This window comes from Qipengyuania sp. JB2-7 (assembly GCF_055693485.1).
On record NZ_CM146335.1, the window covers coordinates 2,005,932 to 2,019,084 of the forward strand.

14 protein-coding genes are annotated in these 13,153 nt (G+C 57.0%); all 14 read right to left on the minus strand.

The window, feature by feature from the left end; translation table 11 throughout:
• Positions 1–6: 6 nt before the first annotated feature.
• The 14 genes from ACZ1GM_RS10035 to ACZ1GM_RS10100 all read right to left on the minus strand — a co-directional run bounded on the left by ACZ1GM_RS10035 (position 7) and on the right by ACZ1GM_RS10100 (position 13,148).
• Positions 7–381, minus strand: coding sequence for a tRNA-binding protein (locus ACZ1GM_RS10035; protein WP_472676334.1), 375 nt, complete (start codon positions 379–381; stop codon positions 7–9).
• A gap of 71 nt (positions 382–452) precedes the next feature.
• A complete protein-coding gene (locus ACZ1GM_RS10040; protein ID WP_472676335.1) occupies positions 453–731 on the minus strand; it encodes a hypothetical protein in 279 nt (92 codons plus the stop codon).
• 253 nt (positions 732–984) lie between these two features.
• On the minus strand, positions 985–3,024 hold the full coding sequence (locus ACZ1GM_RS10045) for an ATP-binding protein (protein ID WP_472676336.1): 2,040 nt from the start codon (positions 3,022–3,024) through the stop codon (positions 985–987).
• 1 nt (position 3,025) lies between these two features.
• Positions 3,026–3,826: a heme-dependent oxidative N-demethylase family protein gene (locus ACZ1GM_RS10050; protein ID WP_472676337.1), complete on the minus strand. Its 801-nt coding sequence runs from the start codon at positions 3,824–3,826 to the stop codon at positions 3,026–3,028.
• Position 3,827: 1 nt separating this feature from the next.
• On the minus strand, positions 3,828–4,838 hold the full coding sequence (gene bioB / locus ACZ1GM_RS10055) for a biotin synthase BioB (RefSeq protein WP_472676338.1): 1,011 nt from the start codon (positions 4,836–4,838) through the stop codon (positions 3,828–3,830).
• A 408-nt stretch (positions 4,839–5,246) separates the two neighbouring features.
• Entirely contained in the window at positions 5,247–6,533 is a 1,287-nt protein-coding gene (locus tag ACZ1GM_RS10060; RefSeq protein ID WP_472676339.1) for an O-acetylhomoserine aminocarboxypropyltransferase, read from the minus strand.
• A 237-nt stretch (positions 6,534–6,770) separates the two neighbouring features.
• Entirely contained in the window at positions 6,771–7,034 is a 264-nt protein-coding gene (locus tag ACZ1GM_RS10065; protein WP_472676340.1) for a DUF2442 domain-containing protein, read from the minus strand.
• Complete coding sequence (locus tag ACZ1GM_RS10070) at positions 7,018–7,251, minus strand: DUF4160 domain-containing protein (protein ID WP_472676341.1); 234 nt, start codon at positions 7,249–7,251, stop codon at positions 7,018–7,020. Before ACZ1GM_RS10070 ends, ACZ1GM_RS10065 begins: the two co-directional genes overlap by 17 nt.
• A gap of 2 nt (positions 7,252–7,253) precedes the next feature.
• A complete protein-coding gene (gene scpA / locus ACZ1GM_RS10075) occupies positions 7,254–9,404 on the minus strand; it encodes a methylmalonyl-CoA mutase (protein ID WP_472676342.1) in 2,151 nt (716 codons plus the stop codon).
• A gap of 60 nt (positions 9,405–9,464) precedes the next feature.
• Complete coding sequence (locus ACZ1GM_RS10080; RefSeq protein WP_472676343.1) at positions 9,465–10,262, minus strand: enoyl-CoA hydratase-related protein; 798 nt, start codon at positions 10,260–10,262, stop codon at positions 9,465–9,467.
• A gap of 210 nt (positions 10,263–10,472) precedes the next feature.
• Entirely contained in the window at positions 10,473–10,907 is a 435-nt protein-coding gene (gene mce / locus ACZ1GM_RS10085; RefSeq protein WP_472676344.1) for a methylmalonyl-CoA epimerase, read from the minus strand.
• 80 nt (positions 10,908–10,987) lie between these two features.
• The gene (locus ACZ1GM_RS10090) at positions 10,988–11,290 is read right to left on the minus strand and encodes a GIY-YIG nuclease family protein (RefSeq protein ID WP_472678542.1); all 303 of its coding nucleotides are present in this window, start codon (positions 11,288–11,290) and stop codon (positions 10,988–10,990) included.
• 97 nt (positions 11,291–11,387) lie between these two features.
• Positions 11,388–11,612, minus strand: coding sequence for a hypothetical protein (locus ACZ1GM_RS10095; RefSeq protein ID WP_472676345.1), 225 nt, complete (start codon positions 11,610–11,612; stop codon positions 11,388–11,390).
• A gap of 6 nt (positions 11,613–11,618) precedes the next feature.
• Entirely contained in the window at positions 11,619–13,148 is a 1,530-nt protein-coding gene (locus ACZ1GM_RS10100) for an acyl-CoA carboxylase subunit beta (protein ID WP_472678543.1), read from the minus strand.
• Between the last annotated feature and the right edge of the window lie 5 nt (positions 13,149–13,153).

Below are 13,153 nucleotides of genomic sequence, written 5' to 3' on the forward strand. Positions count from 1 at the left end.
CCAGCGCTAAAAAAGGCGCGACCCGTTGGGCACAGCGCGCTCTGGCATCGCCAACACGACTTCGCTGGCCTCGTCAGCGAACCCCAAAGTCAAAACCTCTGACATGGCGGGGCCAATCTGACGCGGTGGGAAATTCACGACCGCGGCGACTTGTCGGCCGACCAGATCAGCGATCTTGTAATTCGCGATGATTTGCGCGCAGCTTTTTCGCTCGCCAATCGCGGGACCGAAATCGATCCTGAGTTTGGCCGAAGGATTGCGTGCTTCAGGGAACAGTTCGGCAGCTACTATGGTGCCGATCCGGATGTCGACCTTTAGAAAATCCTCAAAGGTAATCTCAGGTTCTTTGGAAGCGGCGGGGTCGTGCGTAAGATGAGCCATGCGCAGTGGCTATCACCCTCCAGATAGCATTGCCACACGAGCGCGCTCTTTATCAGCCGGGTGAGCCCGGCTCAGCTCGCTTCGCGTTGCGGGAACTTGGTAACCTTGCCCGATTTGATTAACGACTGCTCGTTATCTTCGCCCTGCTCGCTCATCATCGCGTCATGCTCAGCGAAAAGTCGTTCCAGCTCAACGCGTTTTTCCAGCAACGTGTGCGCAATACCCGGTGCGAGGCTCTCACCATCACCGATCTTGCCCAGCATCGATGCTATATCGCTACGCGTCGCTTCTTCGGGTGTCTTGAAAAACAGACCCTTAGTGTCAAAAAATCCAATGCCCTTGCGTGCCATAACTAAACTCCTGTTTCCCTCCGTAGCGACTCGAAGAAACTGAAGTGTCGGCTCAAAATCGGGGTAAAGCTAGTACACAGCCGACAGGTTATTTGCGGCGTCACAAAACGAGATCGCTCAGGTCACAAAGATTAACGCAAGAACGCGCTCACTATTCAATTTCGCTACGCCAGAGTGACAGAAAATAACCAGAAATGCTTCTTTCCTTGCCCGGCAGCAATACAGAAGTTCAAACGTAAATTTATTGCAAGTTTTACACAAGCTCCAGAATTACAGCATCAACCGCCAGACTTTCACCTTCGCCAGCATTGATTTTGCCGATGGTAGCCTGTTCTTCAGCGCGCAGGATGTTTTCCATTTTCATCGCTTCGACCGTCGCAAGCGGTTGACCGGGCTGCACTTCATCACCCTCAGCCACATGCAATTTCACGAGCAAACCAGGCATCGGGCAGATGAGCATTTTTGAAAGATCTGGTGGCTCCTTCTCGATCATTTGGCTCGCGAGATGCGCGATGCGGGTCTGCAGGATCCGTAGATCGTGCGTGCTGCCACGCGTCGTGATTGCATAGCCTGTAGGCGATGGCGCGAGCTGAATGGTCATGCCTTCGCCAGGCTCCTCTTCAGTGCCGCCCAGCTCAAGGTCAACCATCACGTCGCCAGGTGTGTACATCATGTCAAGCATCACAGGTTCGCCATCGACCGTGACCGCGTCTTCTTCCAGCACAACATGATAGTCTGTGTCGTCAATGCGCACTGTCCAGTCACCCGGTGGGTAGAGATCGCCGCTAAGCTGCTGGTCGATCCGGCGGGCGCGGTCCGCATCTGCGGTCGCGATCACGCCTCCGACTGCGGCTAATCCTCGCTTGAGGTCGTCTGATGCTGCGGCCCCATCAAATCCATCAGGATATTCTTCGGCGATGAAGCCGGTGGTCAGTTCGCCAGAGCGGAACCGATCATGCTGCATTATCGCGCTGAGGAAATCGACATTATGGCCAAGGCCCTGAATCCGGAAAGCATCAAGCGCTTCGATCTGTTTGTCCGCTGCTTCGTCGCGGGTCTCGCCCCACGTGATAAGCTTTGCGATCATCGGATCGTAGAACATGCTGACTTCGCCGCCTTCATAGACACCATCGTCAATCCGGACGCCATCTACGCCGCGCCGGCCATTGGCGCTGCCATCGTCAGTCCAGCCTTCCAGCGGGGGCTGATACGCAACCAAGCGACCTGTGCTTGGCAGAAAACCGCGATAGGGATCTTCGGCATAGACACGGTTCTCAATCGCCCAACCGTCTATGCCGATTTCGTTTTGTTTCAGATCGAGCTTTTCACCCGCCGCGACGCGGATCATCTGCTCCACCAGATCAACGCCGGTGATCGCTTCGGTAACCGGGTGCTCGACCTGGAGCCGGGTATTCATTTCGAGGAAGTAAAAACTCTCGCCGGTCTTGTCCGCTCCACTAACGATCAACTCCACCGTGCCCGCAGAATGGTAGTCTACCGCAGCCGAAAGGGCGACGGATTGCTCACCCATCGCTTTGCGCATTTTGGGCGTAACGAAGGGAGAAGGAGCCTCTTCGACAACCTTTTGATGGCGCCTCTGGATCGAGCATTCGCGCTCGTTCAAATAGACGATATTACCATGCTTATCTCCAAGTATCTGGATTTCGATATGGCGGGGATCTTCGATAAACTTCTCGATGAAAACCCGGTCATCGCCAAAGGAGTTGAGGCCCTCGCGCTTGGTTGCTTCAAAGCCTTCTTCCACATCGGTGTCGGAATAGGCGAGCCGCATGCCTTTACCCCCGCCACCCGCAGAGGCCTTCATCATCACCGGATAGCCGATGTCATTGCTGATCTCGATCGCATGGGTCGTATCGCGAATTTCGCCGACAAAGCCGGGCACCACATTGACGCCCGCTTCCTTAGCAAGCTTCTTGGATTCGATCTTGTCACCCATCGCGGCAATCGCGCCGGGAGGCGGGCCGATAAAGGCGATGCCTTCCGCTTCGAGCGCTTCCACAAAGCTCGCACGTTCTGAGAGGAACCCGTATCCGGGATGCACAGCCTCAGCCCCGGTTTCTTTGCAGGCTGCGATGATCTTGTCCGCAATCAGATAGCTTTCCGCAGCTGGCGGCGGGCCAATATGCACCGCTTCATCCGCCATTTTTACAAAGGGCGCGCGGGCATCCGCATCGGAATAGACTGAGACGGTCGCGATACCCATCCGGCGAGCAGTCTTGATTACGCGGCACGCAATTTCACCGCGGTTTGCAATCAGTATCTTTTTGAACATGCTAGTTTGCATCCCCTTTGTGCCGCACCGCATAGCGGATTAACGCGTCTGCGTAAGCCCCTGTTCCTCGCCGTTCGCCTTCCCCTTGCACAAGGCTCCGCACAGCGGATGCGAGCATCGCGATATTGCTGTCACTGAGCGATCTCAGCGACGAGACATAAATTCCGATGGTGAAGAGGATTCCGCCCGTTTCTGGCAGACGTCGGAGGGTTTGACGCTCAGATCTTACGAACAGGGTTTCGTCAGCATTGGCGGGCGTAACATGAGCGAAGTCTTCTTCTGCGCTCTCGCCAGCCACCCAGCGCATCGCCCCGGTTGGCGCGATGAACCAATTGCATCGACCATAGATCGGCCCGGGTTTGAGCGTGTCCATAAATCGATCAACTCCGGTCGCGAGCTGCTCCTCATACCCGGCAATCGGCGCATGGAGCGCGCGCAGCGGCAGGCCGATCTTGTCAGCAGGCGACCAATCTGATGGCCATGCAACCGCTGCGCCAATCAAACGATATTGATCGTCTTTTTCGGCCTTGGTCAGCAGACACATGTCTTCGTGATGCGCCCTAGCCGCCTCGGCCAAGCCTCCTGACGCGCCCACCATTGCCGCCAATTCACGGCCCGGAGCCTCAGCCACCGGAGCCAGTTGAATACCGTCAGGATAGTTCGCAAAACCCGCCGTCCGTGCTGCCACATCAGGTTCAGGCTGCAGCCACTCTGCCTTACTTAGTTTGACCAACCCCATTTTGAGCTGCCCGCCGCCGCGCGCTTTGGGAAGCAATGCATCGACCGAGAAGCCGAGAGACACGCTATTCCGCCGGCTCCGCCACTTTGCGAGCTCGTGCCGGTTCCTCCTGCTGCAACGCGGTCAGGCCCAGTTTCGCGAACAGCGCCCCGTCGCTATCGTCGCCCGCATTGGGCGCGGTGAGCAATTTGTCGCCAGTGAAGATCGAGTTCGCACCCGCGAGGAAGCACAGCGCCTGCGTCGCTTCGCTCATGCTCTCACGACCAGCAGAAAGCCGCACCATACTCATCGGCATCGTAATCCGCGCCACCGCGACCGTCCGGACGAATTCAATATCATCGATTTTCGCCAGCGGCGTGTCAGCGAGCATATCTCCCAGCACCGTGCCCTTCACTGGCACCAGCGCATTAACCGGCACGCTTTCGGGATGCTGCTCCAGCGTCGAGAGCGTATGGATAAAGCCCACGCGGTCCTCGCGCGTTTCGCCCATGCCGACAATCCCGCCGCTGCACACATTGATGCCTGCACTGCGCACATGATCCAGCGTGTCGAGACGGCACTGGAAATCACGCGTGGAAATCACCCGCTCGTAATATTCCGGCGAGCTGTCGATATTGTGATTGTAATAATCGAGGCCGGCCTCGGCGAGCTGCTGCGCCTGATGCGGCTCCAGCATGCCCAGCGTCATGCAGGTCTCAAGCCCCATGTCACGAACGCCCTCTACGATCTTGATAATTGCGGGCATGTCGCGGTCTTTGGGATTGCGCCACGCCGCACCCATGCAGAACCGCTGAGAGCCTGCATCTTTCGCCTCAGCCGCGCGTTGCAACACAGCCTGCACGTCCATCAGCTTGGTCGCTTCCACCCCACTGTCAGCTTTGACGGACTGAGAGCAATAGCCGCAATCTTCCGGACAGCCGCCGGTCTTGATGCTCAGCAAAGTGCACAGCTGAATCTGTTCCGGCGGATGGTTCTCGCGGTGGACCGAGGCCGCTTGGAACAGCAATTCTGTGAAGGGGAGATCAAAAAGCTCCGCGATTTCCTCGCGGCTCCAGTCGTATTTCAATTCAGTCATTTTTTGGCTTTCCCCGCCGACCATCAGTAGCTCGGCTTGTAGGTGAATGGGCACTCGTCTAGCCGCTCGGCATCGACAGTGAAGGATTGGACGCTGCGACCAGTGAAGTATCTACATTCGATTCTCTTATCGATTATCGCCTCACGAACGATCCCAAAACTCACTGAACCCGGAACTATAACACCATCATATCGGTCCTCTCCAACCAACACACGATAACCGGAAACCAATAGCAGTATATTCAGCGTTGCTAGAATAAGCAGACCGAAAAATAGATACTTGAGAGGTTCGCGCCTCACCTCGCCACAACCTTCGTCATTGCGAGCGTAGTGAAGCAATCCAGAGCGTCTCGCGATGTGCCTCTGGATTGCCGCGGCGACTGCGTCGCCTCGCAATGACGATAGGAAATCACACCCCCAAAGCCTGCGCCAAATCGGCTTTGATATCGTCGATATGCTCAATACCGACCGATACGCGGATTACATCAGGTCCCGCGCCTGCGTCCACAAGCTCTTGCCCCTCCAACTGGCTGTGCGTTGTCGAGGCCGGGTGAATGATCAGGCTGCGCGTGTCGCCGATATTGGCAAGATGGCTGAACAGCTCAACATTGCTGACCATTGCCTTGCCCGCCTCATAACCGCCCTTCAAACCGAAGGTGAATACAGCACCGCCTTGACCACCAAGATATTTCTGCGCGTGGGAGTGATAGGGGTTGTCCTGCAGACCGGCATAGCTCACCCACTCAACCTGCGGCTGATCCTGCAACCATTCAGCCAGTGCTTTGGCATTCGCACAATGCCGCTCCATCCGCAGCTGCAGTGTTTCCATGCCCGTCAGCGCGAGAAATGCGTTCATCGGGGCCATTGCCGGGCCAAGATCGCGCAGGCCCAGCACGCGGCACCCGATGATGAAGGCAATCGGGCCGATCGGCTCCAACGCATCGACCAGCACCGCCCCATGATACGAACCATTGGGCTGCGTCAGCGATGGGTATTTGTCGCCCTGCGCCTTCCAATCGAACTTGCCGCTATCGACGATAACACCGCCAATCGCATTGCCATGGCCGTTGAGGAATTTGGTGGTCGAATGCACGACAATGTCCGCGCCGTGTTCAAACGGGCGGCACAGCGCCGGGGTGGCCATGGTGTTATCGACCATCAGCGGCACACCGCCATCATGCGCGATATTCGCAATCGCCTCAATATCGCTCACCACCCCGCCAGGATTGGCGAGGCTCTCGATGAATACAACGCGCGTCTTGTCGTCCATCGCCGCGCGGACATTTTCCGGGTCATCGGCATCGACAAAGCGGGTTTCCCAGCCGAATTTCTTGAACGCTTCGCCAAGTTGATTGAGCGACCCGCCGTAAAGCTTCTTCGCCGCAACGATGTTGCAATCCGGTTCCATCAGCGTGTGAAACGCGATCAGCTGCGCCGCGTGCCCCGATGCGACACCCAGCGCGCCAACGCCGCCCTCCAGCGCGGTGATTTTCTTCTCCAGCGCATCGTTGGTGGGGTTCATGATGCGCGAATAGATGTTCCCGAATTCGCTGAGGTTGAACAAGTTTGCGGCATGATCGGGGCTGTCAAAGACATAACCCGCCGTCTGATAGATCGGCGTGATCCGAGCATTGGTGGTTGGATCAGGCTCGCAACCGGCATGTACGGCGAGGGTTTCGGGTTTGTGTTGGGTCATTAGGTGGCCCCTTCATTAAATCAGATTCAACGCTGCGTTATCTCAGCATCTTCGTTGTAGGCTTGGCTCGACGTCTAGCAATGAACCAACCCATTGTAGCGAACAATCCGAGAATGATGACAGTCCCTGATACTTTGACCCAAAAGCTATCGCTACTGAGCCAAAGTAGGATGAGCGGAACATTACAGGCTATCAGCAAAAGAGTCCTCAACACCCTATACAACCAATCGGAAAGCATCACCCCGCCCCTTCAACCGCAGGTGCGCCGCGTAGCAGACCCTCAGTACTCAAATCCTCATCAATATCGGGCCAGTGAATGCCATAGCCAGCGCCCGCCTTCTCCCAATTGGCGCGCTGTTTTGCCGAGGCTTTTGAAAGGCGCGGATACCAGGCTATGGGCACGGAGATTGTTCGCCCATCCATCAAATCAACAATCAGGCACGCCTCGTCAAAGCGCACATCCATTACCCGTTCGTCTGTCAGTCTAGCCGAAATATTCATGCCACGCCTCCGTCAACGCCTGATCATGCTGAGCCACAATTTTTACAATGTCATTGATTTCATGCGCGCGAAAGCCCCTGCTTTTGGCGACTTCACATCGCCCAAGCCACACCTTGATAGTGGCGTCTCCACGATCGATGTGAACATGTGGCGGCTCGTTCGGCTCGTGACTATAAAAATAGAATCTGAAGCCACCAACGCGCAGAATTGTCGGCATCGCTACTCCGCTGCCTCATCTAGCTCATCCAATGGCGGCATATTGTGTCCCAAGAGCCGCAGCATGTCTGCACCGCATTCGACAACATTTGAGCCTGGGCCGTAAATGCCTTGTACTCCGGCATCGCGCAGGAAGTCATAGTCCTGTGGCGGGATAACGCCGCCCGCAACAACTTTGATATCGCTGCGCCCGGCGTCTTTCAGCAGGCTGATGAGTTCAGGGATCAGCGTCTTGTGACCCGCCGCAAGCGAACTCGCACCAATCGCATCAACACCGTTTTCCAGTGCCAGCTCCATCGCCTCTTGCGGGGTCTGGAATAGCGGGCCGGAGACGACCTCAAAGCCCATATCGGCAAAGGCGCTCGCGATCACATTCGCGCCGCGATCATGGCCATCCTGCCCCATCTTGGCGACCATGATCTTAGGCTTTCGACCAAGCCTGCGTTCGACCGCCTGTACACCATCGGTGACCTGCGCCCAGCGTCGATCAAACTCATAGGCAGTCTTGTAGACGCCGGTGACGGGTTTTGGCGTCGCGTCATGACGACCAAACACCTCCTCCATCGCCGCGGAAATCTCGCCCAGCGTCGCATCGTGCCGCGCGGCCTCGACGGCCAGCTCCAGCACATTGCCGCCGCCTGAGGAGCCTTCGGTCAGAGCCTTCAAAGCCGCTTGACACGCTGCCTCGTCACGGCCTGCGCGAACTTGCTTAAGGCGCTCAATCTGACCGGTGCGAACCTTGTGATTGTCAACCTCGAGCGTGTCGATCTGCTCTTCTTCAGCGAGGCGATATTTGTTCACGCCGACGATGACCGTATCGCCCTTGTCGATGCCGGTCTGCTTTTCCGCCGCCGCGCGCTCTATCGCCGCCTTGGGCGCGCCGGTTGCGACATAGGCGGTCATTCCGCCCGCTTGCTCAACCTCGGCGATGATCTTTTCCGATTCCTCGACCAGTTTCGCGGTCAGCGCCTCTATGTAATAGCTACCCCCCAACGGATCGACGACGTCGGTTATGCCGCTCTCTTCTTGCAGGACTAGCTGTGTGTTGCGGGCAATTCGCGCGCTGAAATCCGTCGGCAGGGCAATTGCTTCATCCAGCGCGTTGGTATGCAGTGATTGCGTGCCGCCCAATGTCGCCGCCATCGCCTCCACCGTGGTGCGGATAACATTGTTATACGGGTCTTGTTCTTGGAGAGACACGCCTGACGTCTGGCAATGGGTGCGCAGCATTTTGGAACGTTCAGATTTCGCCCCCAGCCCGTCCATCACGCGCCACCACAATGTCCGCGCCGCACGCAGTTTGGCGATCTCCATGAAGAAGTTCATGCCAATGCCGAAGAAGAACGAGAGCCGCCCCGCAAATGCATCGATATCCAGCCCCGTTGCCATGGCCCGCTCGGCATATTCCTTGCCATCGGCGATGGTGAAGGCAAGCTCCTGCACCGCTGTCGCCCCCGCCTCATGCATGTGATAGCCCGAAATCGAAATACTGTTGAACTTCGGCATGTTGGCGGATGTATATGTGATAATGTCTGAGACGATCCGCATGCTTGGCTCGGGCGGATAGATATAGGTATTGCGGACCATGAACTCTTTGAGAATATCGTTTTGAATGGTCCCGGAAAGCTGCTCTGTCGACACGCCCTGACGCTCGCCCGCAACGATGTAAAACGCCATGACCGGGATCACCGCGCCATTCATCGTCATGCTGACCGACATGGTGTCGAGCGGGATCTGATCGAACAGGATTTCCATGTCGGCAACCGTATCAATCGCAACACCAGCCTTGCCAACATCGCCCACCACGCGGGGGTGATCGCTGTCATAGCCCCGATGTGTCGCGAGATCGAAAGCGACCGACAGCCCCTTTTGACCAGCCGCCAGATTGCGGCGGTAGAACGCGTTGGATTCCTCAGCCGTTGAGAAGCCCGCATATTGGCGGATCGTCCAGGGACGGCCCGCATACATGCTCGCCTTTACCCCGCGCGTAAACGGGGCAAAACCCGGCAGGCCGGGATCAAGATCGGCGGTATCTTCGCCGGTATAGAGCGGCTTGATAGTGAAGCCTTCAGGCATATCGCGCGACAAGTCGCGGTCGCGCGATTCCTTATCAGCCAAGGCTTCCCAGTCGGAAACAGTCGGTTTTTGCGTCATGCCGCGGCTCTTAACACACTTGCCGTGCGGGAAAAGTAGCCTCGGAAAAATTTGTCCAGACTAATTCCCTTTGAATTGAGCCTTGCGCTTTTGCAGGAAGGCCATCCCCCCTTCCATCGCGTCGGCGCTCGCCCCGGCGAGTTTTTGCCCCTCCGCCTCGGCGATAAACACCTGTTGCACGGTGCCATCCATCGCCAGATTGATGTTCTCCTTCATGGTCTTGAGCGCGAGCGTTGGACCATTGGCGAGTTTTTCAGCCAAAGCGTGCGCTTCATCCATCAGCGCTGCGCCATCAACCGCCTTGTAAATCAGACCCCATTCCTCAGCCTGCTCCGCACCGATTTTCTCGCCCAGCATCATCATGCGGGTTGCGCGTGCACGGCCAATTGCGCGGGCCAGCATCCAAGTCGATCCGCCATCGGGCACAAGCCCGATATTGACGAAGGCCTGCAGAAAATAGGCTTTCTTCGCCGCGATGGTAAAATCCGCCGCCAGCGCCAGCGAGCAACCAACGCCCGCCGCCGGACCATTGACCGCGCAGATGACGGGAACCGGCGCGCGCAAAACCTGGCTGATCGCGGGGTTATAGTGGTTTTGCAGCGCCTGATGGCTACCGCCTTTTGATCCCAGTGCACTGCCTTCACCGCGGGCCGACAAGTCCGCACCAGAGCAGAAACCCTTGCCCTCGCCTGTGATGAGCACCGCGCGTGCCCTGTTTTCTCCGGTGCCCAGATCATAGAATGCCTGACCAATCTCATCCGCCATTTGCGGCGGCATGGCATTCAGGCGCTCTGGTCGGTTCAGCGTGATGGTTTTGAGCGGGCCGTTATTCTCAACGACGATGGTTTCGTAAGACACGCGTCTCTCTCCCGGGGATGTCTTTCAGAGTTTCAGTTTGCAACGGACACTGGCGCGAATGGATTGCTGTGGCAAGTCCGCTAGGGCGCGCGGCGTCTAATCGGTATGTGCATTGTTCAAAATCGTCATTCCCGCGAAGGCGGGAGCCCAGCTCGCGACGGGTGTGGCTCCGCTCTGGATCCCCGCCTTCGCGGGGATGACGGGTAGGAGCTAGTGCCCCTCTGTCGGCGTTTCCAAAATCTCCGTCAGTATCCCGCCCATATCTTTCGGGTGGACGAAGAAGATCGGCGTGCCATGCGCACCGATGCGGGTCGGGCCGAGCACGCGTTTGCCTTGTGCCTCAAACTCCGTGCGGGCGGCTTCGATGTCAGGCACTTCGAAACAGACATGATGCTGACCGCCAGAGGGGTTTTTGGCGAGAAACGCGCTGACGGCAGTGTCGTCATTCAGAGGCTGGATCAACTCCATCTGCGTGCCATCCATGCCGGAGTCCGTGGGCGTATCAACAAAGATGATCTTGAGGCCATCCTGCGGAACATCCGCATCGTGAAAGCTCGTCGCGCCCATAACATCGCGCCAAAACGCCACCGCCGCTTCCATATCGGGCACAACAACGCCAATGTGATTAAGTCTGCCGAGTTTCATTGTTCTTCCATTCTTGTCATTGCAAGGCGCGTAGCGGAGTCGAAGACGGCCCGGAGGGCCACCAAGCAATCCAGCCTGCGTCATCCATGAACCACACCCTCATACAAGTCGCGCCAATCGGGGTTCAATTCCTCGATCAAAACAAGTTTCTTGTGGCGACTTCCCGCCTTGATCTGCTTCTCTCGCAGGATAGCGCTCTCAATGTCACCATGCTGTTCAAACCAGACCAGCATTTTGCAGCCATAGCGTTTGGTGAAACTGTCAGCCACGCCTTCCCGATGCTGCCAGGCCCGCTGCGGTAAATCCGAGGTCACACCGATATACAAAGTGCCATTGCGCTTGTTCGCCATGATGTAGACGTATGGGTCGATCTCTCTCGTCATTGCGAGGAGTGAAACGACGAAGCAATCCAGTCCCGCCGCATTCTGGATTGCCGCGCGACCTGCGGTCGCTCGCAATGACGGTTAAGTCTGCCGAGTTTCATAATTCCCCATCCAATAAGAGCCAGATTGCCGCTATCATCAAACCTCCGGCCAGCATCAGATTCCAACGTTGAGCTCGTTTGAAATGGCTGGGAGCTAAGTGTTCGTCTTCTAAGCCAGATATATCGTAAGTATTGTTGCCAGTTAGGTAGCCTATGAGCCATTTTAGGCCAAAAACTAAAGCAAAGCCGAGGCACAAATAGACCCTGATGTCATCGCTCATGATGACTCACAACGGAATATTATCGTGCTTTTTCCATGGGTTCTCAAGCTGCTTATTACGCAGTTTGCGAAGGCCCAGAGCGATCCGTTTGCGGGTTGAATGCGGGTAAATCACCTCGTCAATATAGCCGCGCTGCGCCGCTACGAACGGGTTGGCGAAGCGATCCTCATATTCCGCCGTTTTCTCCGCGATTTTGTCAGGATCATCGCGGTCCTGACGGAAGATAATCTCCACCGCGCCCTTCGCGCCCATCACCGCGATCTCGGCGGTCGGCCATGCGTAATTCAAATCGCCGCGCAGGTGCTTACTCGCCATCACGTCATAGGCCCCGCCATAGGCCTTGCGCGTGATCACCGTGATCTTCGGCACCGTCGCCTCGGCATAGGCAAACAACAGCTTCGCACCGTGCTTGATGATACCATTATGCTCTTGGTCGGTGCCGGGCAGGAAGCCGGGCACATCGACAAAAGTCAGGATCGGGATTTCAAACGCATCACAGAAGCGCACAAAGCGCGCGGCTTTCTTTGACGAGTTAATGTCGAGCACGCCCGCAAGCACCATTGGCTGGTTCGCGACGACGCCCACCGTGCGTCCCTCAACCCGGCCAAAACCGCAAATGATATTGCCCGCATGGGCTGGCTGGATCTCGAAAAATTCGCCCTCGTCCAGCGTTTTACGGATGACCTCATGCATATCATAGGGTTGATTGGCATTGTCGGGGATTAGCGTGTCGAGGCTGTCCTCCTGTCGATCCCACGGATCGTCCGTGGGTCGCTCGGGCACGTCCTCACGATTGGACAGTGGCAGGAAGTCGTAGAAATTGCGCACCGCCAACAGCGTTTCGATGTCATTCTCAAACGCATTGTCCGCAACGCTGGTCTTGGTAGTGTGCGTGACCGCCCCGCCCAGCTCTTCCTGCGTCACAACTTCGTTGGTCACCGTTTTCACCACGTCCGGGCCGGTGACGAACATATAGCTGCTGTCTTTCACCATAAAGATGAAGTCAGTCATCGCAGGCGAGTACACTGCACCGCCCGCACATGGGCCCATAATGACGCTGATCTGCGGCACAACGCCGCTCGCCAGCACATTACGCTGGAACACGTCAGCATAGCCGCCAAGGCTCGCGACCCCTTCCTGAATGCGCGCACCGCCGCTGTCATTGAGGCCGATAACCGGCGCACCGACCTTCATCGCGGTTTCCATCACCTTGCAGATTTTCTCTGCATGACGTTTGGAAAGAGAGCCACCGAACACGGTGAAATCTTGGGAGAAAACATAGACCAGCCGGCCATTGATCGTGCCGCTGCCTGTAACCACACCATCGCCGGGAATCTTCTGCTTTTCCATGCCGAAATCGGTGCAGTCATGCTCGACATAGGTGTCCAGCTCTTCAAAGCTGTCCTCATCAAGCAGCACATCCAGCCGTTCGCGCGCGGTCAGCTTGCCCTTGGCATGTTGCGCATCAATCCGCTTCTGCCCGCCGCCCATATGTGCGGCTTCGCGGCGGTTCTCTAGTTCTTTTAGATTGGCCATTCCGG

Bases quoted from the DNA above. Each gene is read 5' to 3' on its own strand.
- ACZ1GM_RS10065 (WP_472676340.1), bottom strand. From the start codon at position 7,034: ATGAATATTTCGGCTAGACTGACAGACGAACGGGTAATGGATGTGCGC.
- ACZ1GM_RS10060 (WP_472676339.1), bottom strand. From the start codon at position 6,533: ATGACCCAACACAAACCCGAAACCCTCGCCGTACATGCCGGTTGCGAG.
- ACZ1GM_RS10045 (WP_472676336.1), bottom strand. From the start codon at position 3,024: ATGTTCAAAAAGATACTGATTGCAAACCGCGGTGAAATTGCGTGCCGC.
- scpA (WP_472676342.1), bottom strand. From the start codon at position 9,404: ATGACGCAAAAACCGACTGTTTCCGACTGGGAAGCCTTGGCTGATAAG.
- ACZ1GM_RS10100 (WP_472678543.1), bottom strand. From the start codon at position 13,148: ATGGCCAATCTAAAAGAACTAGAGAACCGCCGCGAAGCCGCACATATG.
- mce (WP_472676344.1), bottom strand. From the start codon at position 10,907: ATGAAACTCGGCAGACTTAATCACATTGGCGTTGTTGTGCCCGATATG.
- ACZ1GM_RS10040 (WP_472676335.1), bottom strand. From the start codon at position 731: ATGGCACGCAAGGGCATTGGATTTTTTGACACTAAGGGTCTGTTTTTC.
- ACZ1GM_RS10070 (WP_472676341.1), bottom strand. From the start codon at position 7,251: ATGCCGACAATTCTGCGCGTTGGTGGCTTCAGATTCTATTTTTATAGT.
- bioB (WP_472676338.1), bottom strand. From the start codon at position 4,838: ATGACTGAATTGAAATACGACTGGAGCCGCGAGGAAATCGCGGAGCTT.
- ACZ1GM_RS10090 (WP_472678542.1), bottom strand. From the start codon at position 11,290: ATGACGAGAGAGATCGACCCATACGTCTACATCATGGCGAACAAGCGC.
- ACZ1GM_RS10095 (WP_472676345.1), bottom strand. From the start codon at position 11,612: ATGAGCGATGACATCAGGGTCTATTTGTGCCTCGGCTTTGCTTTAGTT.
- ACZ1GM_RS10035 (WP_472676334.1), bottom strand. From the start codon at position 381: ATGGCTCATCTTACGCACGACCCCGCCGCTTCCAAAGAACCTGAGATT.